The organism is Microbacterium testaceum StLB037 (assembly GCF_000202635.1).
Taxonomy (GTDB): domain Bacteria; phylum Actinomycetota; class Actinomycetes; order Actinomycetales; family Microbacteriaceae; genus Microbacterium; species Microbacterium testaceum_F.
On the sequence record NC_015125.1, the window covers coordinates 2,496,650 to 2,520,929 of the forward strand.

Genomic DNA, 24,280 nt, shown 5'->3' on the forward strand with positions numbered 1-24,280 from the left:
GGAGGGGCGACGTACCGTGTCTGCATGCGCATCCTGCACACCTCCGACTGGCACATCGGGCGCTCCTTCCACGGGCACTCGACCCTCGACGCGCTCTCCGGTGTGCTCGACGTCCTCGTCGCGCAGGTGACGGAGCACCGGGTCGACCTCGTCCTCGTCGCCGGCGACGTCTTCGACTCGGCGACGCCGGCCGCGGCGTGCTATCCGCTCCTCTCCCGCACGCTCGGGGCGCTCGCCGACGCCGGTGCCCGTGTCGTCGTGACCAGCGGCAACCACGACTCGGCCGCGCGGCTCGGGTTCCAGTCCGCGCTCCTCCGGCCCGAGATCTCGGTGATCACCGACCCGCTGTCGATCGGCACCCCGATCACCGTCGATGACGAGCACGGACCGGTGCACGTCTACGGCATCCCGTACCTCGAGCCCGCGATCGTGCGCCATGCCTGGGCGGGCGTGGAGCTGCGGAGCCAGGCGCAGACGATGCAGCACGCGCTCGATCTCGTCCGCGCCGACCTCGCCGAGCGGGGTGGGCGATCCGTCGTCGCGGCGCACTGCTTCGCGGCGGGTGTGGAGGCCACCCCCGGGGTCGAGCGCGAGATCCGTCAGGGCGGTCTCGACGTGGTGCCCCTCCCCGCGTTCGACGGGCCCGACTACGTCGCTCTCGGGCACATCCACGGCCGCCAGCAGCTGTCCGACCGCGTGCGCTACGCGGGTGCGCCCCTGCACTACAGCTTCGGCGAGGCGGGCAAGCCGCGCGGCTCGTGGCTGGTCGACCTCGACGCCGAGGGGCTCTCGTCGGTGACCTGGATCGACCTTCCCGTCCCGCGCCCGCTCGTCACGCTCCGCGCGCCGCTCGACGGCCTTCTGAGCGACCCGGCGTTCGACGGACACGACGAGCACTGGGTGCGCGCCGAGTACACCGATGCCACCCCCCAGCCCGATCCGATGCGCCGGTTGCAGGAGCGGTTCCCGTGGTGCGCCACGGTCGTGCACGCGCCCGCGACGACGCGGCCCGACGACGGGATCGGTTACGCCCGGCGGGTGCGCGCGGCGCGCGACGACGCCGAGGTGATCGACGCGTTCCTCGCGCACGTCCGCGAAGGGGAGGGCGCCTCCGAGGCGGAGCGCGAGCTCATCCGCGAGGTGCTCGACGCCCGCGCCCTGACCGAGGCCCGTTCGTGAAGCTCCACCGGCTCGAGCTCGAGGGCTTCGGTCCCTTCCTCGATGAGCAGGTCGTCGACTTCGACGCGTTCGCCGACGACGGCATCTTCCTCATCACCGGGCGTACTGGAGCGGGCAAGTCGAGCGTTCTCGACGGTGTCTGCTACGCGCTGTACGGCGGTGTCCCGCGGTACGACGGAGCGGAGCGCCGGCTCCGCAGCGACCACTGCGGGCCCGACGACCCCACCCGGGTCACGCTCGAGTTCAGCGCCGAGGGGGAGCGCTGGCGGGTGACCCGCTCGCCGGAGTTCGAGCGTCCCAAGCGTCGCGGCGGGGGAACGACGAAAGAGCCGCATCGAGCGCTGCTCGAGCTGCGCACCGCCGCGGGGTGGGAGGGCGTCGCCGCGCGTCCGGTCGACGTCGGTACCCGTCTCGACGAGATCCTCGGCCTGAGCCAGCAGCAGTTCCTGCAGGTGATCCTGCTGGCGCAGAACCGCTTCGCCCGATTCCTCCTCGCGAAGAACGACGAGCGGCTCGGTCTGCTGCGCACTCTCTTCGGAACGCGGTCGTTCGAGGAGTACGCCGTCCAGCTCGACGAGAGGCGCAAGCGCTCGCAGGAGCGCCTTGCCGCGGAGGGCGTCGAGGTCTCGACGCTGCTCGACGAGGCGGAGCGACTCGCCGCCGAACTGGACGCCGATCCGGCGGGGTCGGAGGGTGAGGATGCCGCTGTCCTCGACGCCGTGGCATCCGCGGACACGCCCTCTCCCCCCGGACCGCTCTCGGTGGGTGAGCGCCTGGCGCGGGTCGTGCGGGCCGTGGAGCGCGCGGACTACCGTGTCGACACTCGGGCCCGTGAGCGCGACGCCGCCGATGCCCTGCTCGATGGTGCTCTGGCGGCGGAGCGCGACGCGCGAACCCTGCACGAACGCCAGCGCGATCGGATCCGGCTCCGCGAGCAGCTCGCGACCCTCGAGGCCGAGGCCGAGAGCATCGCCGCGGCTCGCGCCGAAGTCGCCGCTGCCACCGAAGCCGAGGCGCTGCGCCCCGCGATCGACGCCGAACGTCGAACGGCGGCCGATTCGGCGACGGCAGAGGCGCACCTCGCCGCGGCGGTCGAACAGACGGAGGCCGTCGGCGAGGACGCGGTCGGTGACGCCGAGGCGCTCCGCGTCCGCGACGACGAGCTGACGGCCCTGCTGTCCCGGTGCGAAGCGGTGCGCGCCGCGGAGACGTCGCTCACGGCGGCGGACGCCGACGAGGCTCGGGCCGCTGCGCGCATCGCCGCGCTCGAGACCGAGCGCGCCGCCCTGCTCGAGGGGCGAGCGAAGCTCCCCGAGATGCTTCAGACGCTCGGCGATCAGCTCAGTTCGCTCGCCGGTTCCGCCGCACGCCGCGAGACGGCCGCGGCCCGCCGCGTGGAGACCCGCTCCCGCCTCGACGCGGCCCGCGAGGCCGAGCACCTGCTCGCCCAGCGTGAGCAAGCCGATATGGCGGCGCTCGTCCGGGGCGAGGAGATGCAGAACGCGACCGACGCGTGGACGGCGTTGCTGCGCCGCCGGCTCGCCGGAGCCGCCGCAGAACTCGCTCACGACCTCGTCGATGGGGAGCCCTGCGCGGTCTGCGGGTCGCGGGAGCACCCGCATCCGGCGACGGGGAACGACGCCCCGGTGACCGACGAGCAGCTGGCCGAGGCTGAGGAGCGCAAGAACACCGCCGTCGAGGAGGACCGGCTCGCGTCCGACGCGGCGCGGATCGCGCGAGACGACTACGCTCTCGCCTCGGCCCGCGCCGGCGGCGAGAACGTCGAGACGCTCGCCGCGCGCCTCGCACACGCGGAGCAGGCGCTGGCCGCGGCCCAGGCGGACGAATCCGAGTACGAACGCCTTCAGGCTGAGCGCACTCGCGCCACCGAGCTCGACACCCAGATCGCCGCCGAGATCGAGAGCCTCACGGCCGCCCTCGCGGCTGCCCGGCAAGACGAGGCACTGGCGCACCAACGAGCCGAAGCCCTCCGTGGCGACGTCGTCGCCGCGCGGGGAGCGTTCGCCACGGTCGCCGATCATCACGCCGACCTGAGTGCACGTCGCGCCGCCGTGCGGACGCTGACGGCCGCGCGGGTCCGTCACGCCGCCGCAGCCGTCGCACGCGAGGACGCGGCAGCCGCTCTGGCCGCTCTCGTCGCGCAGAGTCCCTTCGGGAAGGTCGAAGAGGTCGTCGCCGCGCTGCGCTCCGCTCCGGAGAGACACCGTCTCGACGGCTCGATCGCCGCGCATGACGCCGCGGTCGCCTCGGTGCGTCAGCGTCTGTTCGACCTCGAGCTCCTGCTCGTCGACGCGGAAGACGAGCCCCTCGAGCTCGCCCCCTTCACCGCGGCCGTCGTGGCGGCGCGCGACGGTGTGGAGCGCGCCGCCGCCGCGCTCGCCTCGGCGCGCGATCTCGCGGATCGCCTGCGCGGTCTGGCCCACCGCGCTGATGCCGGACACGCGGCCGTGGCGACGCTCGCCGACGAGCACGCCGTCGTCGCGCGCCTGGCCGACACCCTCGCCGGTCGCGCGCCCAACACCCGCCGTATGACGCTCGAGACGTTCGTGCTGGCTGCCGAACTCGAAGAGATCGTCGCCGCCGCGAACCTGCGCCTCGAACAGATGTCGTCCGGTCGGTACCGCCTGCAGCACACCGACGCCCTGGCGGCGCGGGGAGCGGCGAGCGGGCTCGGTCTCGAGGTGATGGACTCCTTCACCGGTCAGTGCCGTCCGCCGCACTCGCTCTCCGGGGGAGAGACCTTCCTCGCCTCTCTCGCCCTCGCCCTCGGTCTCGCCGAGGTCGTGACGGCGCGGGCGGGCGGCATCCGGCTCGACACCCTCTTCATCGACGAGGGGTTCGGGTCGCTCGACGATGACACCCTCGATCTCGCGATGCGCACGCTCGACGAACTGCGTCAAGGCGGCCGAACGGTCGGCGTCATCAGCCATGTCGCCTCGATGAAAGACCAGTTGCCGGCCCAGCTGCGCGTCGTCGCGACCCCACGCGGCCCCAGCGTCATCTCGCAGGATGCCGCTCTGCAGGCCGTGTGAGCGCCGTGCGGTACCCGTCGATCGCGCCCGCACCCACACCGCCATCAACGGCGCCCCGCCTCACGCGCCCCGGCCTCCTGAGCCACAACACCTAGGCTGGAGTCATGCGCAAGAGCACCCTCTGGACCATCCTCGGTGTCGTCGCTGCCGTGATCATCGCGTGGATCATCGTGAACGTCGTGTTCTCGCTGATCACCTTCGTGTTCCGCCTCGTCGTGGTCGCGGTGGTCGCCCTGATCGTCTTCCTCGTGCTGCGCGCGGTGTTCGCGCGGCGTGACGTCGACTGAGGGTCGGGTTCAGGCGGGCCCGCCCGGGGTACACGACAGGGCTCGGCGCAAGCCCGCTCGGAGTGTCCGAGGCCAGGAGTAGCGTCGGCCCCGATGTCTGATCACGCGCCCTCGCCGAACGCCGCTCATCCCCCCACGCGCGACATCGTGCTGTCGCCGAAGCACCGCTGGCGGGCCTACTGGGTCGCCGTGTCGGTCGCCGCGCTCACGATCCTCGACCTCACGAAGGTCAACGTCGCCCTCCCCTCGATCGAAACGGCGCTGAACGCGGGGCCCACCGAACTCCAGCTCGTCGTCTCGGGCTACATCCTGACGTTCGGTCTCGTCCTCGTTCCCGCGGGGCGTCTCGGCGACCTGCGCTCGCGGCGCATGCTGTTCCTCGTCGGGCTGTCGCTGTTCCTCGTCACGAGTCTCGCGTGCGCGCTCGCCCCCAACACCACCGTGCTGCTGGGGGCTCGCCTGCTACAGGGGGTGGCTGCCGGCATCCAGATGCCGCAGGTGCTGGGTCTCGTCCAGCAGCTCTTCCAGGGCAAAGAGCGCGGTCGAGCCTTCGGCCTCTTCGGTGCGACCGTCGGCATCGCCACCGCGTTCGGCCCCACCCTTGGGGGGCTGCTCATCGCTCTCGGGGGCGACACCGACGGGTGGCGCCTGATCTTCTGGATCAACATCCCGCTCGTCGCGATCGTGATCGCCCTCGCCGCGTGGCTGCTGCCCGACACCCGCACGAAGTCCCGCCGGCGACTCGATCTCGACCCGGTGGGCGTGCTGCTCTTCGCGCTGACGATCCTCGCGCTGATGTGGCCTTTCCTCTTCACCACGGGGTCTCCGGGCGACGATCCCCGCCGCTGGTGGTTCCTCGTGGCATCCGTCGTCTTCGCCGCGATCTTCGTGTTCTGGGAGCGTCGCTACGCCGACCTCGGGCGCACACCGCTCATGCCGTTCTCGATCTTCTCGCTGTCGTCGTACCGCAACGGCGTGCTCATCTCTACGGCCTACTTCTCCGCGATCCCCGCCATGTTCCTCCTGGGCACGCTGTTCCTGCAGGGCGGCCTCGGGCTCGAGCCCGTGTTCGCCGGCATGGTGACGATCGGCTTCGCCGTCGCCTCGGCCTGGAGCTCGTGGATCGGTGGCAACCTCGTCACCCGCCTCGGACGCCCCCTCGTGGTCTGGGGGATCGTCGGCATGGTCGCCACCGCCGGCGGACTCGTCCTCGTCGCGCTCTTCACCCCGCCCGAGTGGACGCCGTGGGCGATGGCGGGCGTCATGGTCGTCGGAGGCTTCGCGGGCGGTCTCGTGATCTCCCCGAACCAGACGCTCATGCTCGCCGACATCCCCGTCTCGAGCGGGGGAGTGGCGGGATCGGTGGGCCAACTCGGCCAGCGCATCGGAACAGCCGTCGGGACGGCGATCGCCCTCGCCCTGTTCTACGCCACGATCTATCGCGAGCAGGGCGACGTCGACACCGCCGTGGTGTACCACGACGCGTACGCCTCGGGCATGATCACCGTCGGGATCTTCCTCGCGCTCGCCTTGCTCGTGGGCGTGGCCGATCTCGCGGGTCGGGCGCGCTCGGGGTCTCAGACCCCGTAACGCGCGCGGAACTCCGCGCGCAGCTCGTGGCTGCACCGCTCGACCACGACGTCCCACAGCTCGGTCGCGCCGTCCTGCGCACGGTCGGACACGGCCCGCAGGATGCTGATGGGAACGTCGAACTGCTGGGCGACCCAGATGAGCGCGTACGTCTCCATGTCGACGAGGCCGGCGCCGAGCCCGCGGATGAGGCGGACCGCCTCGGGGTCGTCGACGAAGTGATCGCCGGTCGCGATGATCCGTCCCTCGTGGCCGGTCTCGACGCGGGTCGGCAGGGCGACGTGTTCGCCGAACGTGCCGTCGAGTCCCTTCACATCGTGCTGGATGGCCGCGGCGATGTCGTAGATTCCGCCCTCGATCTCGTCGTCGATGGCGCCCGCGGTGCCGACGACGACGATCTCGTCGTACTCGCCCTCGCAGAGCGCGCGCGTCAGCGCGTACGCCGCGGGGATCTTTCCGACCCCGGTGAGCAGACGCTCGAAACCGGGGATGTCGTCCTCGAAGGCGACGAGTTCGGACGCGTGGGCGGCAACGAGAAGCTTCACCCTCCCATTCTCCCCGACGCGGTGAGGTCCTCCCTCCGCGCGGTGTACGGTGCCGGTCGACCGGGGCGAGCGGAGGGCGAGGGACGAGGGGAGGACCGGCGCTCGGCATCCATCCTCCGTCCGCCCCTGATCCTCCTGCGGTCACGTGGGCGGGTGCGGGAACGCCGCGGCCCCGAGCGCCACACGCGCCCGGGGCCGCGGACAGGTCAGTCCTGCGCGGCCTCGGACGCCTGCGACAGACGGGCGATCTCGTCGGCGCTGAGCTCGAGCGAGGTGCTGGCCAGCAGATCCGCGACCTGCTCGACCTTCGATGCGCTCGCGATGGGGGCGGCCACCGTCGGCTGGGCGCGGAGCCACGCGAGCGCGGTGGTCGCGATCGAGGCGCCGTGCGCCTGCCCGACCTCTTCGAGGGCATCGATCAGCGCGATGCCGGCGGGCGTCGCGAGCTTCGCGGCCCCCTGGGCGCGCGGCGAGTCGCCCGTGGCATCCGGGGTCCGGTACTTGCCCGTGAGGAACCCGCTCGCCAGCGCGTAGTAGGGGACGAGCGACATGCCGTACTGCTCGGCGACGGGGACGATGTCGCGCTCGACCTCGGTCCGGTGCACGAGGTTGTAGTGCGGCTGGATGGCGACGGGGAGGTCGAAGCCTCCGGCCTCGGCGAGCGAGATCCACTCGCGGATGCGTGCGCCGGTGTAGTTCGAGACCGCCACGTAGCGAACGAGACCATCGGTGACGAGATCGGCGAAGCCGGCGACGGTCTCTTCGAGCGGGGTCTCGGCGTCGTCGAAGTGGGCGTAGTAGAGGTCGATGGAGTCGACGCCGAGGCGCTGGAGCGAGGCTTCCGCGGCAGCGCGGATGTTCTTCGCGCGGAGGCCGCGGAACTCGGGGTGCTGGCTGACCTTCGTCGCCACCACGACGTTCTCGGGCTTGCGCGACGCGAGCCACTCGCCGATCAGCGTCTCGCTCTCGCCGCCCGAATTGCCGGGCACCCACGCGCTGTATGCGTCGGCGGTGTCGATGAAGTTTCCGCCGCCCGCGTGGAAGGCATCGAGGACGGCGAACGAGGTGTCGCGGTCGGCCGTCCAGCCGAAGACGTTCCCGCCGAGCGAGAGGGGGAGGATGTCGAGGTCGCTGCGTCCGATGCGCGTCATGGTGGCCTTCCTGTCGTGGTTCTGGGTGACCTCAGAGACAACGACCGGCGTCCACTCGCATTCCCGAGACGCGCCTCGGGGTCCGAGTTCGGAACGTCGTCGGTCGGGCGTCGCGTGCGCGGGTCAGGAACCGCCGGACAGGATGCCGATGAGCCCGCTGATTAAGAACCACAGGCCGATGCCGGCCCCGGCGATCCAGATGACGACCGTTCCGGCCGGGTACTTCTTCTTCTCGCGGGGGTCCTTCTCGTTCGGGACCTGCTCGCCCGGGCTCTCACCGTTCGGGCCCTCGGGCGCGGTCAAGAACGCACCATGGTGATGATCGAGGTGATGAGCACGGCGAGACCTCCGATGGCGGCGATGGCGGCGATGATGGGCCCCCCGCCCGACAGGAATGCGACGACGCCGAGAGCGATGAACAGCACACCCAGCACGATGCCGATCACCTGATACACGCGATATCGCGATGTACCGTGCTGGACTTCCTGTTCGCTCACGACGACCCCCTGTCCTCCAACCTACCGAAATCCTGGGTGTCTCCTGAGACAGCGAGCGCACGATCCGATCTCGATCCGAGTACGGTTCGCGAGGCGTAGCGTAAGCGCATGGCACGCCCCGTTCCCGACCCCGTCCGCCCCGGCCAGGAATCCGTCTGGGACTATCCGCGGCCGCCGCGCGTGGAGCGCGTCCGCAGGAGGGCGCAGATCGATCTCGGCGGGGTGCGCATCGCCGACACCGACGACGTCATCCGCGTGCTCGAGACGAGTCATCCGCCGGTGTACTACCTGCCGATCGCCTCATTCGGCGACGCGCTGACCCTCGGGCAGGGCGCGTCGTTCTGCGAGTTCAAAGGCGGGGCGCGCTACTTCGACGTGCACGGCGGCGGGGGAGCGGTCGCTCCGCGCGCCGCGTGGAACTACCCGAGCCCCATGCCGGGGTACGAGGAGCTCGCCGACCGCGTCGCCGTCTACGCCGGTCCGATGGATCGCGTCATCCTCGGCGGGGAGACCGTGGAACCGCAGCCGGGTGGCTTCTACGGCGGCTGGGTCACGAGCGATCTCGCGGGCCCGTTCAAGGGCGTACCGGGGTCGATGGGCTGGTGAGCCCGCGGCGGTCCGCGCTCGAGAGGGCCGGTGTCACCGCCGCGTCAGGTCGATCGCGATGAACGCGCTCAGGGCCGGAAGGCCTGCGGCACCGCCGCGTGCAGGTCGGCCAACCACGCGCGCGCGTTCCCGTCTGAGGGAGCTCTCCAGTCCCCTCGCGGCGACAGCGAGCCCGCCGGCGAGACCTTCGGCCCGTTCGGGATGGCCGTGCGCTTGAACTGTGCGAATCCGAAGAAGCGCTGCAGGAACACCTCGAGCCACCTCGCCACCGTGACGAGATCGTACGAGGGGCGTTCACCCTCGGGATAACCCGGCGGCCAGGTCCCGGCATCCGGATCCGACCAGGCGTGCGCGGCGAGGAAGGCGATCTTCGAGGGCCGGAAGCCGAAGCGCAGCACGTGGTACAGCGTGAAGTCGTGCAGGTTGTACGGGCCGATGCGGTCTTCGGTGGACTGCATGCGTCCGTCTTGTCCGGCCGGCACGAGCTCGGGGCTGATCTCGGTGTCGAGCACCGCCTGGAGCACCCCGACGGTCTCCGCACTGAGCTCTCCGGAGGAGATGACCCAGCGGATCACGTGTTGGATGAGCGTCTTCGGCACACCCGGGTTCACCGAGTAGTGGCTCATCTGGTCGCCCACGCCGTACGTCGACCAGCCCAACGCGATCTCGGACAGGTCACCGGTACCGACGACGATGCCGTTGTTCTGGTTGGCCAGACGGAAGAGGTAGTCGGTACGCAGCCCCGCCTGCACGTTCTCGAACGTCACGTCGTGGACCGGTTCCCCCGAGGCGAAGGGGTGGCCCATGCGGGAGAGCATCTCGGATGCCGCCGGCCGGATGTCGATCTCCTCGATCGAGGCGCCGACGGCCTCGGCGAGGGCGATCGCGTTGCGCTTCGTCTTCTCGCTCGTCGCGAAGCCGGGGAGCGTGTAGGTGAGGATGTCGCTGCGCGGCCGGCCCATGCGGTCCATGGCCCGGGCGATGACGAGCAGCGCGTGCGTGGAGTCGAGGCCGCCGCTGACGCCCAGGACGGGCTTGGGGTTGCCGATCGCCTGGAGTCGCTGCACGAGGCCCGACACCTGGATGTTGAACGCCTCGTAGCAGTCCTGCGCGAGGCGGGCGGGGTCGTCGGGGACGAACGGGAAGCGGTCGAGCGCGCGGCGCAGCCCGATGTCGGCCGCGGGCGGGGCCAGCTCGAACGACACGGTGCGGAAGGCGGGCGCGGTCGTGCGGCGGTTGTCGTCGAACGTGCCCTGGCGGATGCGCTCCTGCCGCAGGCGATCGAGGTCGATGTCGGCGACGCTGCGGCGCGGCCCGTCCGGGAAGCGCTCGGTCGTGTCGAGGAGCTGCCCGCCCTCGTAGATCATCGTCTGGCCGTCCCACGAGACGTCGTTCGTCGACTCGCCCTGGCCGGCCGCCGCATAGACATACGCCGCGAGGCACCGCATCGACTGCGACTGCGACAGCAGGTTCCGGTCGTCGGCCCGCCCGATCGTGATCGGGCTGCCGGAGAGGTTTGCCAGCACGGTCGCGCCCGCGAGGGCCGCCCCCGATGACGGGGGGATGGGCACCCACACGTCCTCGCAGACCTCGGCGTGCACGGTGAGCCCGGGCACATCGACGGCGTCGAAGAGCAGGTCGGGACCGAACGGCACCGTCTCGCCTGCGACCCGGATGTGCTGACCGGCCTGATCGTCGCCGCGGGCGTACCAGCGGGATTCGTAGAACTCGCGATAGGTCGGCAGATACGCCTTCGGCGCGACGCCGAGCACGCGGCCGCGGTGGATCACCACGGCGCAGTTGAAGAGGCGGTTGCCGTGTCGGAGCGGAGCCCCCACGAGGAGCATGGGCAGAAGGTCGACGGATGCCGAGACCACGCGCTCCAGCGCCGTCTCGACCGCGTCCAGCAGCGGATCCTGCATGACCAGATCGTCGATCGCGTACCCGGTGAGGCACAGCTCGGGGAAGACCGCGACCGCCACGCCCTCGGCGTCGCATGCTCGTGCGGACTCGAGGACGGCATCGGCGTTGGTGGCGGGGTCGGCGATCGCCACGGGGATCGTGCACGCGGCGACGCGCGCGAATCCGTGCCGGTAGACGCTCTCGAACGGCAGGTCGGTGATCACCCTTCCAGTCTGGCAGGCCCCTGGCGACACTGCGGCGGTCCGATCACCCCGGGGACGGGCCTGTGGACGCTCGGCGGGCGATGTCGGGGGTCGCGGTTAGCGTGGAGGCATGCGGTACATCGAGCGCGACGCGCGCATCGTCTGGAGCGCCAGCGACCTCAAGGCAGCGGCCGAGTGCGAGTTCGCCTGGCTGCGCGCCATCGACGCGAAGATCGGGCGCATCGCCGCCGTGGACGACCCCGAAGACGCCACCCTCGAGCGCGCCGCGCGCCTCGGGACCGCGCACGAGCTGCGCGTGCTCGACGAGTACCGCGAGCGCTTCGGCGCCGCCGTGCGCGAGATCCCCGCGGCACGCTCCTCCGACGCCGAAGCGCTCGCCGAGGCCGTGCGCCTGACCGACGAGGCCCTCGCCGACCCCGGGGCCGAGGTCGTCTATCAAGCGGCGTTCGCCACCGACGAGTTCGTGGGGTTCGCCGACTTCCTCGTGCGCGAGCGAGAGGCACGCGTCGACGGGACGCGCCCCTGGATCGTCCAAGACACCAAGCTGGCCCGCCGGGCTCGTGTCACCGCGCTCATGCAGTTGGCCGCCTACGTCGACCAGCTCGACCGACTCGGTGTTGCGCGGTCGGGAGACGTCGAACTGCTCTTGGGCGATGGCACGACGAGTACGCACCGTGTCGACGACCTGCTCCCCGTGTTCGGGCTGCGCCGCACGCGGTTGCGCTCCCTGATCGCCGACCGCCGGGTCGAGCTCGGGGTCGCCGGGCCGGTCATCGCCTGGGGCGACGTGCGCGGCGACCTCGACGTCGTCGCGTGCGGTCGGTGCGCGACGTGTGAGATCGAGGTCATCGCGCATCGCGACCTGCTCCTCGTCGCCGGCATGCGTCCCGTGCAGCGCGATCGGCTGCGGGCGGGCGGCATCCTGACGATCGACGATCTGGCGCGAGCATCCGAGGCGCCCGCCTCCCTGAGCGCCGACACCTTCGCGTCGCTGCGCACCCAGGCGCGGCTTCAACTCGACAGCCCGGCGGGGGTGCCGTCCGACGACGCTCCCGCCCACGCGGTGCCCACCTTCGAGGTGGTCGCGCCCAAGTCCCTCGGCGTGCTGCCCCGCCCCGACCACGGCGATCTCTTCTTCGACTTCGAGGGCGACCCGCTCTACACCGAGGGTGTTGGCGAGCACTGGGGCATCGACTACCTCTTCGGCTGGGTCGACACCCGCGAGACCTATGGCGCGATCTGGGCGCACACCTTCGCCGAGGAACGCGCCGCTCTCGAACGCTTCCTCGACATGGTGGCGCTGCGTCGTCAGCAGTACCCGGGCATGCACATCTACCACTACGCCCCGTACGAGCCGACGCATCTGCTGACGATGGCCGCGCGCTACGGCGTGCGCGAGGCCGACGTCGACCGGCTGCTGCGCGATGGCGTGTTCGTCGACCTGTACCCCGTCGTGCGACGGGCACTCCGCGTGGGATCGCGGTCCTACTCGATCAAGAAGCTCGAGCCGCTGTACATGGGCGACGAGGTGCGCACGAGCGACGTCCAGCGCGGCGACGACTCGATCGTGAAGTACGTCGAGGCGCGCGCGCTCTCCGTCGACGGCGACACCGAGGCGGCCCAGCGCGTGCTCGACGACCTCGCGGACTACAACCGCTACGACTGCGTCTCGACCCGGCGCCTGCGCGACTGGCTCGTCGACCGCGCGCGCGAATCCGGGGCCGTGCCGGCGCGCGGTGCGGAGCCCGACGAGCAGGCCTACGAGCCGTCCCCGCGGGCGACGGCCCTGCAGCGCTGGGCGGCCGATGCCCCCGAGCCCGACGCGACCGCGCTCCGGCTGGCCGCAGCCGCGATCGACTACTACCCGCGCGAAGAGAAGACCTACTGGGCGACGCACTTCCTGCGCCTGCGCGAGCCGGTGTCCGTCTGGGAACAGACCCGCGACGTCGTGGTGGTCGACACCGCCCGCTCGCGCGTCGTGACCGATTGGCACATCGCCGAATCGGGGCGCGGTTCCGAACGCCGCCTGGTCGAGCTGCGCGGTGAGCCGGCTCCCGGAACACGCCTGACCCCGGATGCCGAGCCCTTCGCCGTGTACGACCTCCCGGCACCGTTCCCGCTCGACACCCGCCCGCGGTGGATCCACGGCGCTCGACGCGTGACCGTGCGAGAAGTCCTCGACGACGGCGCGATCGTGGAGGAGATCGCGGCCGACGGCGTGACGTGGGACGATCTTCCGCTCGCGCTCACGCCGCCCGCACCGCCCCGAGCCGGCAACCAGCAGAAGGCGATCGATGCATGGGCCGATGCCGTTCTGGCATCCGCCCCGTCCATCCCCTCCGGCCCGGCGGCCGACATCCTGCGGCGCGTCCCTCCGCGAACCCGCTCGGGTGCCCTCGCACCCGTCACGGCCATCGACGGTCGACCCGGCGACGACGAGGTCGCGGCGATCTCCCGCAGCGTCGCCGACCTCGAGCACAGCTACCTCGCCGTCCAGGGCCCTCCCGGCACCGGCAAGACCTACGTCGGGTCGCACGTGATCGCGCGCCTCGTCGCCGAGCGCGGATACCGCATCGGAGTCGTCGCGCAGTCGCACGCGACGATCGAGCACATGCTCGACCAGGTCATCGCGGCCGGGGTGCCGGCATCCCGTGTCGGCAAGGCGCCCAAAGACCCGAACGCCCCGCACGCGTTCACGGTGCTGCCGAAGAACGGTGTGGCGGCCTTCACCGCCGAGAACGCGGCCCATGGCTTCGTCGTGGGAGGCACCGCCTGGGACTTCAGCCACGAGACGCGTATTCCGCGCGGTAGCCTCGACCTGCTCGTGATCGACGAGGCGGGGCAGTTCTCGCTGGCCTCGACCATCGCGGTCTCGCTCTCGGCGCAGCGGCTCCTTCTCCTCGGCGATCCGCAGCAGCTGCCGCAGGTGAGCCAGGGCACGCACCCCGAACCGGTCGACACCTCGGCGCTGGGCTGGATCATCGACGGCGCCGAAGTCGTGCCGCCCGAGCTCGGTTACTTCCTCGCGCGCACACGGCGCATGCATCCGGCGGTGGCGGGGCCGGTCTCGCGCCTGTCTTATGAGGGGCGTCTCGCGGCCCACCCGTCGACCGCGCTGCGTCGGCTCGAGGGCATCGATCCCGGCGTGCACGTGGTGCCGGTTCGGCACCGCGGCAATTCGACGTGCTCGGGGGAGGAAGCCGCCGAGGTCGCGCGCCTCGTCCGCGACCTGATCGGACGCGAGTGGGCCGGCGCCGAGGGGGGAGCGGGGGACTCGGCGACCGCGCTCGAACCTCGACCGTTGCGGGCCGACGACATCATCGTCATCACGCCGTACAACGCCCAGCAGGTCGCGGTCGAAGAGGCTCTCTCGGCCGCGGGCTTCCCCGAGGTCCCCGTGGGGACCGTCGACCGCTTCCAGGGCAAGGAAGCGGTGGTCGCGATCCTCACCCTCGCCGCGTCATCGGGACGCGAAGCGCCGCGCGGCCTGGAGTTCCTCCTGTTGCGCAACCGCATCAACGTCGCGATCTCGCGAGCGATGCAGGCCGCGTACGTCGTGTACTCCATGTCGCTTCTCGACGACCTCCCCCGAACGCCCGAGGGGGTCGCGCGCCTCAGCGCCTTCGCGCGGCTGGTCGCCGAGGCCGACTGAGGCACCCTTCGCCCCCGCACGGGGCACGCGCCCCGAACGGGGCGATGAGTCAGCAGCCCGCGTCAGGCCGTGCCGTAGAGGCGGTCGCCGGCGTCGCCGAGACCGGGCACGATGTAGCCCTTCTCGTTCAGTCGCTCGTCGAGAGCACCCAGGACGAGCGTGACGTCGTGACCCTCGACCTGCTTCTCGATCGCCGCGACGCCCTCGGGAGCACCGAGCAGGCAGATGGCGGTGACGTCCTGCGCCCCGCGCGCGAAGAGGAATTTGATCGCCGCGCCGAGCGAGCCGCCGGTCGCGAGCATCGGGTCGAGCACGAAGCACTGACGGTCGCTGAGGTCGTCGGGGAGGCGCTCGGCGTACGTGGTGGGCTGGAACGTCTCCTCGTCGCGGACCATGCCGAGGAAGCCGACCTCGGCGGTGGGGAGGAGCTTCACCATGCCCTCGAGCATGCCGAGGCCGGCGCGCAGGATGGGGACGACGATCGGGCGGGGCTCGCTGATCTTCACGCCCTCGGTGAGGGTCACGGGGGTCTTGATCTCGATCGTCTCGACCCGGACGTTCCGCGTGGCCTCGTAGGCCAGGAGTGTCACGAGCTCCTCGGTGAGCTGGCGGAAGACGGGCGACGAGGTCTGCTCATCGCGCAGCACGGTCAGCTTGTGGGTGATGAGCGGGTGATCGGCGACGTGGACACGCATAGGCTCAAGGCTAGTCGCTCGACCCTGACGACTCCGCCGGAACTTTCGGAAGCACCCGTGACCCCCACCGCCCTCGACCTCTCCGCCATGCGGCGCGCGCTGGTCTTGGCCGACGCGGCCGCTGCGGAGGGCGACGTACCCGTCGGAGCGGTCGTTGTCGATGCGTCGGGGACGGTCCGGGGCGAAGGCCGCAATCTCCGCGAGGCCACGCATGACCCCACCGCCCACGCGGAGGTGGTCGCCCTCCGTCGGGCCGCCGAGTCCCTCGGCACGTGGCACCTCGCCGGCTGCACGCTCGTGGTGACGCTCGAGCCGTGCGTCATGTGCGCCGGCGCCGTGCTGCAGGCGCGCGTCCCGCGGGTCGTGTTCGGAGCATGGGATGCCAAGGCCGGCGCCGCCGGGTCGATGTACGACGTCCTGCGCGATCGGCGTCTGCCGCACCGGGTCGAGGTGGTCGGCGGGGTCGCCGAAGGCGAGGCATCCACTCGTCTCCGAGCGTTCTTCGACGTCCGGCGCGACGCAAACTGACCCGCAGCGCGAACCCCCGCGCGCGCGTCAGCGCGGAAGGTGCGGGACGACTTCGGTGCCCAGGAGGTCGGCGTGGTCGACGTCGCGGAGGTCCATGAGCTGGAAGTACACGCGGCTCGCGCCGAGATCCCGCAGGCGGCCGACCTTCTCGACGACCTGCTCGGGGGTGCCGATGATGTTCGCGCCGTTGTCGAACTGCTCTCGGGTCTGGCCGATCGCGGTCAGGCGTCGCTCGATCTCGGCGTCGTCCGTCCCGACGATCGTGGGAAGGGCGACCGACATCTTCAGGGTGGCGGGGTCGCGCCCGATGTCGTCGCACGCGGCCCGCACGACATCGAACTTCTGCGCCACGACCTCCTCGGGCACGAAGCCGATGTTGAACTCGGTCGCGTAGCGCGCCGCGAGCGCCGGCGTGCGCTTCGGCCCGCCACCGCCGACGATCACCGGCATCCGCTCCTGCATGGGCTTCGGCAGGGCCGGCGCCGCGTCGAGCCGGTAGTGCTCTCCGTCGAACGAGAAGGTCTCGGCATCCGGGGTCGCCCACAGGCCCGTGACGATCGCGAGCTGCTCTTCGAGAAGATCGAACCGCTTGGCCGGGAACGGGATGCCGTAGGCCTCGTGTTCGCGCTCGAACCAGCCCGTTCCGAGTCCGAGCTCTGCGCGTCCGCCCGACATCGCGTCGACCTGCGCGACCTGGATCGCGAGGATCCCCGGAACGCGGTACGTCACGGAGGAGACGAGGGTGCCGAGCCGGATACGCGAGGTCTCGCGCGCGAGGCCGGCCAGGGTCGTCCACGCGTCCGTCGGCCCGGGGCGCGGGTCGCCCTCACCCATGCGCAGGTAGTGGTCCGAGCGGAAGAACCCATCGAGGCCGTGCGTCTCGGCGGAGCGCGCGAACGCGAGCTGGTCGTCGTACGAGAAGCCCTGCTGGGGTTCGGTGAACAGGCAGTATTCCACGGTGGCCTTTCGGGCGGGAGGCGGGCTGGCGGTCGACGCGAGGCGGCTCGCGGGACGGGAGCGAGGGAGACGCGCGGACGCCTCAGTCGGCGGAGCGCAGGATGATCGCCTCGGTCGGGGGCGCGGGGTCCGCCGGGCGACCGACGTAGCCGATGTGCGTCAGCAGAGCCCGGCGGAACGCCGCGGGGCGCTCGAGGTGCGCGGCGTGACCGGCTCCCTCGACCGGCACCTCGGTCACCTCGCCGCCCGCCGCGGCGTAGGCCGACAGCACGTCGCGGGTCTGCGACACCATCGGCTGAGCGGGAGCGACCTCCTCGCCGGGCCAGTCCGGGATCACGCCGAGGGCGCCGAGGTGGTTGAGGTCGTAGAACGACGCGTCCGAGACGATGGCGTCCGCCGTCCCGTAGATCCACAGGATCGGGGGCTTGTCGGCGAGATCGACGATCCCCGAGACGTTGAAGTACTTCGGCGCCATGGTGTTGAGGACGCCGCTCGTTCCCGGGGCGAATCCCGGCCAGTTCGGGCTCGCGACCGCGTCGCCGGGGTAGTTTCCGCCCGCGGTCGAGGTCGACAGCATGGACTGGACCCAGACGTCCTCGTTCTCGCTCGTGTAGCCCGCGGCGACGTAGCCCGACCGGAAGACCGATCGCGGCGAGGTGGGCGCGTCGGCGGTGGTGTCGCGATCGGTCAGCCGCTGGACGAAGTCGGGGTTGGCCCCGCCCGCCCCGGTGCCGGCGTCGTCGTCGGTGAGCCGCGAGCCGTCGCGCCGCGTGCCCCCGAAGCCGAACGGCGAGACGGGGGACTGCAGCGTGAGCGAGAGCACGGGGTGGTCGAGGGCGTACTGCAGCACGACGCCGCCGCCCATCGACCATCCGACGAGGTGGGCGGAGGGGATGCCGAGGACCTCGAGGGTCGCGTGGATGTCGTCGCTGAAGTCGCGCACGCCGCGCGCGGCGTCCACGGGCATGTGCTCGGTGCCGCCGAAGCCGCGGAGGTCGATCGCGAGGACCCGCAGATCGCTCGGCAGATCCTGCATGATCTCCTGCCAGAACAGCGACGACGACACGTTCCCGTGCACGAAGACCACCGTGTGCTCGGGCGCGGTGGCCGGGTCGTCGCCGACTCGTTCGAGCACGTTCACGCTGAGGCGATCGGTGTCGACGAGACGCGCGGTGATGCCGTCGAAGAGAGTCATGAGAGGGTCCTCCGTGTCGCTCGCGGGTGCCCCGGTACGCCCGCGATCCGACTCTAACGCGCGCCCCTTTCGGTCGCACTCAGGGTTGCCCCGAACACGATCGGTGCGCTTCGTAGACTGTCGGACATGACGGATGCCACGACCTCGCTGCCCCCGATCGCCATCCTCGGCGCCGGCTCCATGGGAGGAGCGATCCTCCACGGACTCGTCGCGGCCGGGCTCACCGGCGGCGGTGTCACCGCGACCAACCGCTCGATCGCGAAGGCCGCCGAGCTCGCCGACCTCGAGGGGGTCACGAGCGTCGCCCTGGAAGCGGCTCCCGACGGCAACACCGCCGCAGTGGCATACGCCGACATCGTCCTCATCGGCGTGAAGCCGGCCATGGTGCCCGACCTCCTCGACGAGATCGCGCCGCACCTGCGCCCGGGGGCGGTGGTGGTGAGCCTCGCGGCGGGCGTCACGCTGGACACCTTCGCGAGGCACCTCGGCGATCGGGTCGCCACGCTGCGTTCGATGCCCAACACCCCCTCGCTCGTGGGGAAGGGCGTCACGGGGCTGGCCGCCGGGCCGGCGGCGTCCGCGGACGACGTCGCCGTCGTGCGCGCGCTGTTCGAGACGGTCGGCGTGGTGCTGGAGGTTCCGGAGGCGCAGATCGACGCGCTGTCGACGATCTCCGGATCGGGGCCCGCCTACGTCTTCCTGCTCGTCGAGGAGTTCACGAAGGCCGCCGTGCGGATGGGCTTCGACGACGCCCAGGCCCGCCTGCTCGCGGAGGAGACCTTCACGGGGGCGACCGCACTGATGTCCGCCTCGGACGTGGATCCGGCCGAACTCCGCCGTCGGGTGACGAGCCCCAAGGGCACCACGGAGCGGGCCGTCGCGGTGCTGCAGGACGCGCACCTCGACGACACCTTCACGACTGCGGCCGAAGCCGCTCTCGCTCGCGCGAAGGAGCTCGCCGCGGGGAGCTGAGGCGAGCTGATCCTCAGCGGTCGAGGGCGGCGAAGCGCTCGATGTCGGAGTTCGTGCCCGAGACGATCACGAGGTCGTGGTTGGTGACGACCGTGTCGGCCTCCGCGTAGCGGAACGGTCGGCCCGGGCTCTTCACGCCCACGACCGTGACGTTGTACTTCGTGCGCACGCCCGACTGGTTGAGGCCCACGCCGCGGATGAGCTTGGGCGGGTACATCTTCGCGAGGACGAAGTCGTCGTCGAACCGGATGAAGTCGAGCATGCGCCCGCTCACCAGGTGCGCGACGCGCTCTCCGGCCTCGGCCTCGGGGTAGATGACGTGGTTCGCGCCGACGCGGGCGAGGATCTTGCCGTGCGACTGCGAGACGGCCTTCGCCCAGATCTGCGGCACCTTGAGGTCGACGAGGTTCGCGGTGATGAGGACGGATGCCTCGATGAGGGAGCCGACGGCCACGACGGCCACCTGGAAGTCCTGCGCCCCGATCTGACGCAGCGCGTCGATGTTGCGCGCGTCGGCCTGGACGGCGTGGGTCACGCGCTCCGACCACTTCTGCACGAGCTCGAGGTTGCCGTCGACGGCGAGGACCTCGCGGTCGAGTCGGTCGAGTTCTCCGGCGCACGCGGCACCGAAGCGCCCGAGGCCGATCACCAGGACGGGGGCGTCACTGCGGATGCGTTCAACCAACGATGGGCCTTTCGACGGGCAGCGCGTACAGCTGCGATCGAGACGAGGCCGCGACCGCGGCGGCGAGTGTCACAGTACCAATGCGTCCCATGAACATGGTCGCGGCGAGGACGTAGACAGCGGGGTCGGGCAGCTCCGCCGTGAGGCCGGTGGACAGCCCCACGGTCGCGAAGCCCGAGATGACGTCGAAGAGGACGTGCTCGATCGGCGCGTCGGTGATCCGGCTGATGGTCACCGTCGAGATCGCGACGATCGTCGCGCCCCACGCCACGACGGAGAGGGCGACCCGCTGCACGTCGCTGGGGATGCGCCGACCGAACGCCTGCACCGACGGCCGCCCCTTCGCCTCCGAGAACACGGCGAGGGCGAGGACGGCGAGCGTCGTGACCTTGATGCCTCCGGCGGTGGATGCCGAGCCGCCGCCGACGAACATGAGCATCGACCCGACGATCAGGGTCGCCCCGTTCAGGTCGCCGATGTCGATGACCGAGAATCCGCCGGAGCGCGTCATGGCGGACAGGAAGAACGCCTGGAACGTCGTGTCCCAGGCATCCATGCTGCCGAAGGTCAGCGGGTTGTCGTATTCCAGCAGCAGAATGACGCCGGCCCCGGCGAAGAAGAGGATGACGGTCGTGATGATCGTGAGCTTCGCGTGCAGCGACCACTGGCGGAAGCGCCAGTAGTGCCGCCACAGCGTGAAGATCACGGGGAAGCCGATCGAGCCCAGGAAGACGCCCATCATCAGGACCGTCAACAGGAAGTAGTCCTGCGCGAACGGCGTCAGGCCGTCGGCGTTCGGCACGAACCCCGTGTTCGTGAAGGCCATCGCCGCGTAGTACGGCGCTTCCCACAGGGCGACCAGCGGGTCGATGCCGCCGATCACCAGCGAGGGGTAGATGAGGACGGTGAGACCGGCCTCGATCACCAGGGTCGACAGGGCGACGGTGCGCAGGAGCTGGCCGACCTCGCCGAGACGCACGGTCTGGCCCTCGTTGACGGGGCCGCCGTGGGCGCGCAGGGGATTGCTGTCGCCCGCGGCGATCAGCTTCGCCCGCAGCCCGAGGCGCTTCGAGATCACCAGGCCCAGGATCGACGCGAGCGTCAGGACGCCGAGCGCTCCCACGTTGACGCCCACGTAGGTGATGACGTGTCCGAGCGGCGACCAGTGCGTGTACATGTTCACGGTCGACAGCCCGGTGACGCAGATGGTCGAGACGGCGGTGAAGAGGGCGTCCGCGAACGGCGTACGTTGACCCGTCGCCGAAGCCTGCGGAAGGGAGAAGAGCGCGGTGAAGAGCAGGATGAGCGTGACGAACACGAGGACCGCGAATCGAGCGGGGGATGCCGTCGTCAGATTCCGCAGCCGGTCCCATGCCTCCGCCGCCATGCGTCGCGCGCGCACGGAGAGCCGCACCTCGCTCGGCGTCGCTGCCATGCGCCGCTCCCTTCGGTGCCCGAACCCGAATCATGGTACTCGGGCGAGGGCGCGGCTAACCTAATGCCATGGCGGACATCTTCGACGTGATCGCTGACGGAACGCGTCGCGACATCCTTCAGCTGCTCCTGGACCGGGCGACGGGAGGCGAGCGCGGGACGAGCGTGTCGCAGATCGTGTCGGCGCTGGGTGTGAGTCAGCCGACCGTCTCGAAGCACCTCAAGGTGCTGCGCGAGGCGCAGCTCGTCACAGTCCGAGAGGAGGGACAGCACCGGTACTACAGCCTGGCCGTCGCTCCCCTCGACGAGGTCGACGACTGGCTGGTGCCGTTCTTCTCGGTGGATGCCGAGAACGAGCCCGCTCTCCCCGAATCGGCGATGCACTACGCCGAGGTCGTCGGCCGCGCGGCCGCGTCGGTCAAGCACTCGGTCACCACGGCGTTCCGCAAGCTTCCGGGTCGCTGAGCCCTCGCACGGGCCGGTTCCGGACATATTCGAGTCACAGTGGCCACATAGGTTTACAGCCGTCGCACCCAGACCCTAGAGTGTGCAGCACCGAAGGGTGAGTCCACCCGGAACGAAGGGTGAACGATGGCAGAGCTTCCCGACATGCGCTTCCTCACGGTCGCGGAGGTCGCGGAGCTCATGCGCGTCTCGAAGATGACGGTCTACCGTCTCGTGCACGCCGGAGAACTTCCCGCCGTGCGCTTCGGACGCAGCTATCGCGTGCCCGAATCCGCGGTCGCCGAGGCTGTGCAACGCCCGGTGTCCGACGTCGGCTAGACTGATCCGAGGCTTTTTTCCAACGCCTGCTGTTCCCGGGGGCCGAAATCGGCACCCAGACCCCGACTTAGTGAGGTTTTCCGTGGGTTCTGTCATCAAGAAGCGCCGTAAGCGCATGGCGAAGAAGAAGCACCGCAAGCTGCTTCGTAAGACTCGTCACCAGCGCCGCAACAAGAAGTAACGCGGCCACCACACCGAGCGCCTGTCCTGTTGCGACGGGCGCTTCGTGTATCCCGTCGCGCCGTTCGCCTTTCGGAGGAAGCATGCAGTCCATCACCATCGCCGACCTGCGCGCCGGACGGGACCGTCCGCTCATCGACGTGCGCGAGGAGCACGAGTTCGCCGCGGGCCACGTCCCGGGCGCCGTGAACATCCCCATGTCGACCCTGGGCGAGCACCTGGACGAGATCCCGGCCGAGCCGTTCGACGTCATCTGCCAGGCGGGTGGCCGTTCTGCTCGCGTGGTCGAAGCCCTCTCGGCGCGCGGCCACGACGCCACCAACGTCGAGGGCGGGACGGGCGAGTGGATCGCGGCGGGTTACGACGTCGAGGTCTGACCTTCTGCTTCGTCCTCATAGGATGAACACGTGACGACCCTCACGCTGATCGGTAAGCCCGACTGTCATCTCTGCGAGGTCGCCGAGCAGATCGTCGAGACGGTCGTCTCCGAGCTTCCCGCCGAGGTGGCGGATCGCGTCACCATCGACCACGCCTCCATCGCGGAAGATGCGGCGCTGTACGAAAAATGGTGGGAGAAGATCCCCGTCATCCTCGTCGACGGCGAACTGCACGCGCATTGGCGCGTGTCGGCCGATCGACTGCGCGCCACCCTGCTGGCTGCCGACACCGAAGGAGCCTCTGCGTGAGCATCCGACACATCGTCCTCTGGAAGCTGGCCGCCGACGACGCCGACACCCGCGCGTTGCACGCCGAGCAGATCGAGGAGCGCCTGCTGGCGCTGCGCGGAGTCATCGACGAGATCGAGCACCTCGAGATCGGCCGCAACGTCGCGTACCCGCAGGCCAACTGGGACGTGGCGCTCGTCAGCCAGTTCGCGGATGCCGAGGCCCTCGAGCGCTATCAGGTGCACCCCGCGCACCAGGAGGTCGTGGGCTTCGTCCGCTCGGTCGTGGCCGAGCGCGCCTGCGTCGACTACCCCGCCTGAGCCCGAGCGCGCGCTGCCTCTCGGGAGCGGGTGTCGTGAGCGGCCCGATTAGCTGATCGGGCGGATGGTCGCGGGAACGACCGCGAGGGCCACCCGCACGCGGTCCCGGAGACCGAGACGCTGCTCGGACGGGTGCTCGACGACGACTCGGACGTCGTCGGCGGTGCGAACCGTGGACCGACGCGCGCTCCCGAGGAACGTGGTCGCCTCGACCACGGCATCCGTCCCGGGTTCTTCGGCCCCGACGATCATCACGCTCTCGGGACGGACGACGACCTCGCAGTGGCCGTCCGCCGCGGGGCGGGCGAGGGGGAGCTCCTGCCCCCAGACCTCGACGATCGTGCCCTCCACGATCCCGGGAAGCGCGTTCACCGGGCCGAGCACTTCGGCGACCACCGCGTCGTCGACGCGGGAGTAGAGCTCGTCGGGAGACCCCTCGGCCACCACGCGCCCATGGTCCATGACGACGAGCCGATCCGCGACGGCTGCGGCCTCCGCCGTGTCGCGCGTGAACCACAGGGTCGTCACGCGACGGGCGCGGAGCTCCCGCACCACGCGGTCCCGCGTCTCGGCCCGCGCCACCGTCGGGAGAGCGGCGAGCGGGTCGTCGAGGACCAGGGCCCCCGGTTGCGACGCGAGAGCACGGGCGAGAGCCCATCGTTGTCGGTCGCCGTGCGCGAGTCGGTGGACGAGCCTCTCCTTCGCGCCGAGACCCACGACCTGCGTCAGACGACGCGCTTCGCGGTCGGCATCCGGTCGTCCGGCGCGTCGCGCGGCGGCGGCGACGGATGTGAGGACGCGTCCGAACCGCGCCACCGGGGTCCGATCGCGCACCTCCGGGACACGGGGGGACGCGATCCCGGAGCGGCCGTCGACCGTGACGACGCCGGTGTCCGGACGCTCGGCTCCCGTCACCGCGCGGAGGAGCGTCGATGCCCCGCAGCCGGGCGGACCGACGAAGGCGACGATGCGACCCGGATCGATCTCGAGATCGATGTCGCACAGGACCGGCGAGCCCGCGCGAGTCCGGTTCACGCCGCGGAGTGAGATCGCCCAGCCCGCGTGCGCGGGGTCGCCGATCGAGGGCGACGGGTCCACGTTGCGCACGGCGATCATGCGCTCACGATAGGGAGGGGCCATGACGCGACGACGCCCGGGGAGTGAACCCCGGGCGTCGGTC

The 24,280-nt window shown here is 70.9% G+C and carries 25 protein-coding genes; 14 read left to right on the top strand and 11 right to left on the bottom strand.

What is annotated here, in order from left to right:
• The first annotated feature begins 24 nt into the window (after window positions 1-24).
• The 4 genes from MTES_RS11295 to MTES_RS11310 all read left to right on the top strand — a co-directional run bounded on the left by MTES_RS11295 (window position 25) and on the right by MTES_RS11310 (window position 6,109).
• Window positions 25-1,179: an exonuclease SbcCD subunit D gene (locus MTES_RS11295; RefSeq protein WP_013585387.1), complete on the top strand. Its 1,155-nt coding sequence runs from the start codon at window positions 25-27 to the stop codon at window positions 1,177-1,179.
• Window positions 1,176-4,232, top strand: a complete 3,057-nt coding sequence (locus tag MTES_RS11300; protein WP_013585388.1) for an AAA family ATPase — start codon at window positions 1,176-1,178, stop codon at window positions 4,230-4,232. The genes MTES_RS11295 and MTES_RS11300 overlap by 4 nt, the downstream gene beginning before the upstream one ends.
• 104 nt (window positions 4,233-4,336) lie before the next feature.
• Window positions 4,337-4,519 carry a hypothetical protein gene (locus MTES_RS11305; protein ID WP_013585389.1) on the top strand — a complete coding sequence of 61 codons (183 nt, stop codon included), beginning with the start codon at window positions 4,337-4,339 and terminating at the stop codon, window positions 4,517-4,519.
• A gap of 93 nt (window positions 4,520-4,612) precedes the next feature.
• A complete protein-coding gene (locus MTES_RS11310; RefSeq protein WP_013585390.1) occupies window positions 4,613-6,109 on the top strand; it encodes an MFS transporter in 1,497 nt (498 codons plus the stop codon).
• Here MTES_RS11310 and MTES_RS11315 read toward each other — a convergent pair.
• The 4 genes from MTES_RS11315 to MTES_RS19350 all read right to left on the bottom strand — a co-directional run bounded on the left by MTES_RS11315 (window position 6,097) and on the right by MTES_RS19350 (window position 8,302).
• Window positions 6,097-6,654 carry a nucleoside phosphorylase gene (locus tag MTES_RS11315; RefSeq protein WP_013585391.1) on the bottom strand — a complete coding sequence of 186 codons (558 nt, stop codon included), beginning with the start codon at window positions 6,652-6,654 and terminating at the stop codon, window positions 6,097-6,099. The two genes, MTES_RS11310 and MTES_RS11315, sit on opposite strands and share 13 nt — an antisense overlap.
• A 206-nt stretch (window positions 6,655-6,860) precedes the next feature.
• Window positions 6,861-7,805, bottom strand: a complete 945-nt coding sequence (locus MTES_RS11320; protein WP_013585392.1) for an aldo/keto reductase — start codon at window positions 7,803-7,805, stop codon at window positions 6,861-6,863.
• Between the two features lie 123 nt (window positions 7,806-7,928).
• Window positions 7,929-8,108 (bottom strand): hypothetical protein, encoded by a 180-nt coding sequence (locus tag MTES_RS11325; RefSeq protein WP_013585393.1) that lies wholly within the window; start codon window positions 8,106-8,108, stop codon window positions 7,929-7,931.
• A complete protein-coding gene (locus MTES_RS19350) occupies window positions 8,105-8,302 on the bottom strand; it encodes a hypothetical protein (protein ID WP_148272864.1) in 198 nt (65 codons plus the stop codon). The genes MTES_RS11325 and MTES_RS19350 overlap by 4 nt, the downstream gene beginning before the upstream one ends.
• A 108-nt stretch (window positions 8,303-8,410) precedes the next feature.
• Between MTES_RS19350 and MTES_RS11330 the strand changes: the two genes are divergently transcribed.
• Window positions 8,411-8,908: a DUF427 domain-containing protein gene (locus MTES_RS11330; protein WP_013585395.1), complete on the top strand. Its 498-nt coding sequence runs from the start codon at window positions 8,411-8,413 to the stop codon at window positions 8,906-8,908.
• Between the two features lie 68 nt (window positions 8,909-8,976).
• Here the strand turns inward: MTES_RS11330 and MTES_RS11335 are convergent, their stop codons facing one another.
• The gene (locus MTES_RS11335; RefSeq protein WP_013585396.1) at window positions 8,977-11,034 is read right to left on the bottom strand and encodes an NAD(+) synthase; all 2,058 of its coding nucleotides are present in this window, start codon (window positions 11,032-11,034) and stop codon (window positions 8,977-8,979) included.
• Between the two features lie 109 nt (window positions 11,035-11,143).
• Here MTES_RS11335 and MTES_RS11340 point away from each other — a divergent pair, with 109 nt between their 5' ends.
• Entirely contained in the window at window positions 11,144-14,686 is a 3,543-nt protein-coding gene (locus tag MTES_RS11340; protein WP_013585397.1) for a TM0106 family RecB-like putative nuclease, read from the top strand.
• 62 nt (window positions 14,687-14,748) lie between these two features.
• Here MTES_RS11340 and upp read toward each other — a convergent pair whose 3' ends face one another.
• Complete coding sequence (gene upp / locus MTES_RS11345) at window positions 14,749-15,381, bottom strand: uracil phosphoribosyltransferase (protein WP_013585398.1); 633 nt, start codon at window positions 15,379-15,381, stop codon at window positions 14,749-14,751.
• Window positions 15,382-15,468: 87 nt separating this feature from the next.
• Here upp and tadA point away from each other — a divergent pair, with 87 nt between their 5' ends.
• Window positions 15,469-15,909: a tRNA adenosine(34) deaminase TadA gene (gene tadA, locus MTES_RS11350; RefSeq protein ID WP_043362761.1), complete on the top strand. Its 441-nt coding sequence runs from the start codon at window positions 15,469-15,471 to the stop codon at window positions 15,907-15,909.
• Between the two features lie 27 nt (window positions 15,910-15,936).
• On the opposite strand, the gene MTES_RS11355 is transcribed toward tadA, so the two are convergent.
• Window positions 15,937-16,866, bottom strand: a complete 930-nt coding sequence (locus MTES_RS11355; protein ID WP_013585400.1) for an LLM class F420-dependent oxidoreductase — start codon at window positions 16,864-16,866, stop codon at window positions 15,937-15,939.
• 82 nt (window positions 16,867-16,948) lie between these two features.
• The gene (locus MTES_RS11360; protein WP_013585401.1) at window positions 16,949-18,061 is read right to left on the bottom strand and encodes an alpha/beta fold hydrolase; all 1,113 of its coding nucleotides are present in this window, start codon (window positions 18,059-18,061) and stop codon (window positions 16,949-16,951) included.
• A 126-nt stretch (window positions 18,062-18,187) separates the two neighbouring features.
• Here MTES_RS11360 and proC point away from each other — a divergent pair, with 126 nt between their 5' ends.
• A complete protein-coding gene (gene proC / locus MTES_RS11365) occupies window positions 18,188-19,033 on the top strand; it encodes a pyrroline-5-carboxylate reductase (RefSeq protein ID WP_013585402.1) in 846 nt (281 codons plus the stop codon).
• Window positions 19,034-19,046: 13 nt separating this feature from the next.
• Here proC and MTES_RS11370 read toward each other — a convergent pair whose 3' ends face one another.
• Together MTES_RS11370 and MTES_RS11375 are read right to left on the bottom strand one after the other, a co-directional pair.
• A complete protein-coding gene (locus MTES_RS11370; RefSeq protein WP_013585403.1) occupies window positions 19,047-19,718 on the bottom strand; it encodes a potassium channel family protein in 672 nt (223 codons plus the stop codon).
• On the bottom strand, window positions 19,711-21,105 hold the full coding sequence (locus MTES_RS11375; RefSeq protein WP_050901863.1) for a TrkH family potassium uptake protein: 1,395 nt from the start codon (window positions 21,103-21,105) through the stop codon (window positions 19,711-19,713). The genes MTES_RS11370 and MTES_RS11375 overlap by 8 nt, the downstream gene beginning before the upstream one ends.
• A gap of 116 nt (window positions 21,106-21,221) precedes the next feature.
• On the opposite strand from MTES_RS11375, the gene MTES_RS11380 reads away from it, so the two are divergent.
• From MTES_RS11380 to MTES_RS11400, 6 genes are all read left to right on the top strand, one after another.
• Entirely contained in the window at window positions 21,222-21,617 is a 396-nt protein-coding gene (locus tag MTES_RS11380; protein ID WP_013585405.1) for an ArsR/SmtB family transcription factor, read from the top strand.
• Between the two features lie 126 nt (window positions 21,618-21,743).
• Window positions 21,744-21,935: a helix-turn-helix domain-containing protein gene (locus MTES_RS11385; RefSeq protein ID WP_013585406.1), complete on the top strand. Its 192-nt coding sequence runs from the start codon at window positions 21,744-21,746 to the stop codon at window positions 21,933-21,935.
• An 82-nt stretch (window positions 21,936-22,017) separates the two neighbouring features.
• Window positions 22,018-22,116, top strand: a complete 99-nt coding sequence (locus tag MTES_RS18920; RefSeq protein WP_003792170.1) for a 30S ribosomal protein bS22 — start codon at window positions 22,018-22,020, stop codon at window positions 22,114-22,116.
• Window positions 22,117-22,198: 82 nt separating this feature from the next.
• Window positions 22,199-22,492, top strand: coding sequence for a rhodanese-like domain-containing protein (locus MTES_RS11390; protein ID WP_013585407.1), 294 nt, complete (start codon window positions 22,199-22,201; stop codon window positions 22,490-22,492).
• Window positions 22,493-22,522: 30 nt separating this feature from the next.
• Window positions 22,523-22,801, top strand: coding sequence for a glutaredoxin family protein (locus MTES_RS11395; protein WP_013585408.1), 279 nt, complete (start codon window positions 22,523-22,525; stop codon window positions 22,799-22,801).
• Window positions 22,798-23,100 (top strand): Dabb family protein, encoded by a 303-nt coding sequence (locus MTES_RS11400; protein ID WP_013585409.1) that lies wholly within the window; start codon window positions 22,798-22,800, stop codon window positions 23,098-23,100. The genes MTES_RS11395 and MTES_RS11400 overlap by 4 nt, the downstream gene beginning before the upstream one ends.
• Window positions 23,101-23,148: 48 nt before the next feature.
• On the opposite strand, the gene MTES_RS11405 is transcribed toward MTES_RS11400, so the two are convergent.
• Window positions 23,149-24,216 carry an ABC transporter ATP-binding protein gene (locus MTES_RS11405; protein WP_050901789.1) on the bottom strand — a complete coding sequence of 356 codons (1,068 nt, stop codon included), beginning with the start codon at window positions 24,214-24,216 and terminating at the stop codon, window positions 23,149-23,151.
• Between the last annotated feature and the right edge of the window lie 64 nt (window positions 24,217-24,280).

Excerpts from the sequence above, each read along its gene's own strand:
- MTES_RS11320 (WP_013585392.1), bottom strand. The coding sequence starts at position 7,805 with ATGACGCGCATCGGACGCAGCGACCTCGACATCCTCCCCCTCTCGCTC.
- upp (WP_013585398.1), bottom strand. The coding sequence starts at position 15,381 with ATGCGTGTCCACGTCGCCGATCACCCGCTCATCACCCACAAGCTGACC.
- proC (WP_013585402.1), top strand. The coding sequence starts at position 18,188 with ATGACGGATGCCACGACCTCGCTGCCCCCGATCGCCATCCTCGGCGCC.
- MTES_RS11330 (WP_013585395.1), top strand. The coding sequence starts at position 8,411 with ATGGCACGCCCCGTTCCCGACCCCGTCCGCCCCGGCCAGGAATCCGTC.
- MTES_RS11310 (WP_013585390.1), top strand. The coding sequence starts at position 4,613 with ATGTCTGATCACGCGCCCTCGCCGAACGCCGCTCATCCCCCCACGCGC.
- MTES_RS11390 (WP_013585407.1), top strand. The coding sequence starts at position 22,199 with ATGCAGTCCATCACCATCGCCGACCTGCGCGCCGGACGGGACCGTCCG.
- MTES_RS11305 (WP_013585389.1), top strand. The coding sequence starts at position 4,337 with ATGCGCAAGAGCACCCTCTGGACCATCCTCGGTGTCGTCGCTGCCGTG.
- MTES_RS11340 (WP_013585397.1), top strand. The coding sequence starts at position 11,144 with ATGCGGTACATCGAGCGCGACGCGCGCATCGTCTGGAGCGCCAGCGAC.
- MTES_RS11360 (WP_013585401.1), bottom strand. The coding sequence starts at position 18,061 with ATGACTCTCTTCGACGGCATCACCGCGCGTCTCGTCGACACCGATCGC.
- MTES_RS11405 (WP_050901789.1), bottom strand. The coding sequence starts at position 24,216 with ATGATCGCCGTGCGCAACGTGGACCCGTCGCCCTCGATCGGCGACCCC.
- MTES_RS11385 (WP_013585406.1), top strand. The coding sequence starts at position 21,744 with ATGGCAGAGCTTCCCGACATGCGCTTCCTCACGGTCGCGGAGGTCGCG.
- MTES_RS11295 (WP_013585387.1), top strand. The coding sequence starts at position 25 with ATGCGCATCCTGCACACCTCCGACTGGCACATCGGGCGCTCCTTCCAC.
- MTES_RS11380 (WP_013585405.1), top strand. The coding sequence starts at position 21,222 with ATGGCGGACATCTTCGACGTGATCGCTGACGGAACGCGTCGCGACATC.
- MTES_RS11375 (WP_050901863.1), bottom strand. The coding sequence starts at position 21,105 with ATGGCGGCGGAGGCATGGGACCGGCTGCGGAATCTGACGACGGCATCC.
- tadA (WP_043362761.1), top strand. The coding sequence starts at position 15,469 with ATGCGGCGCGCGCTGGTCTTGGCCGACGCGGCCGCTGCGGAGGGCGAC.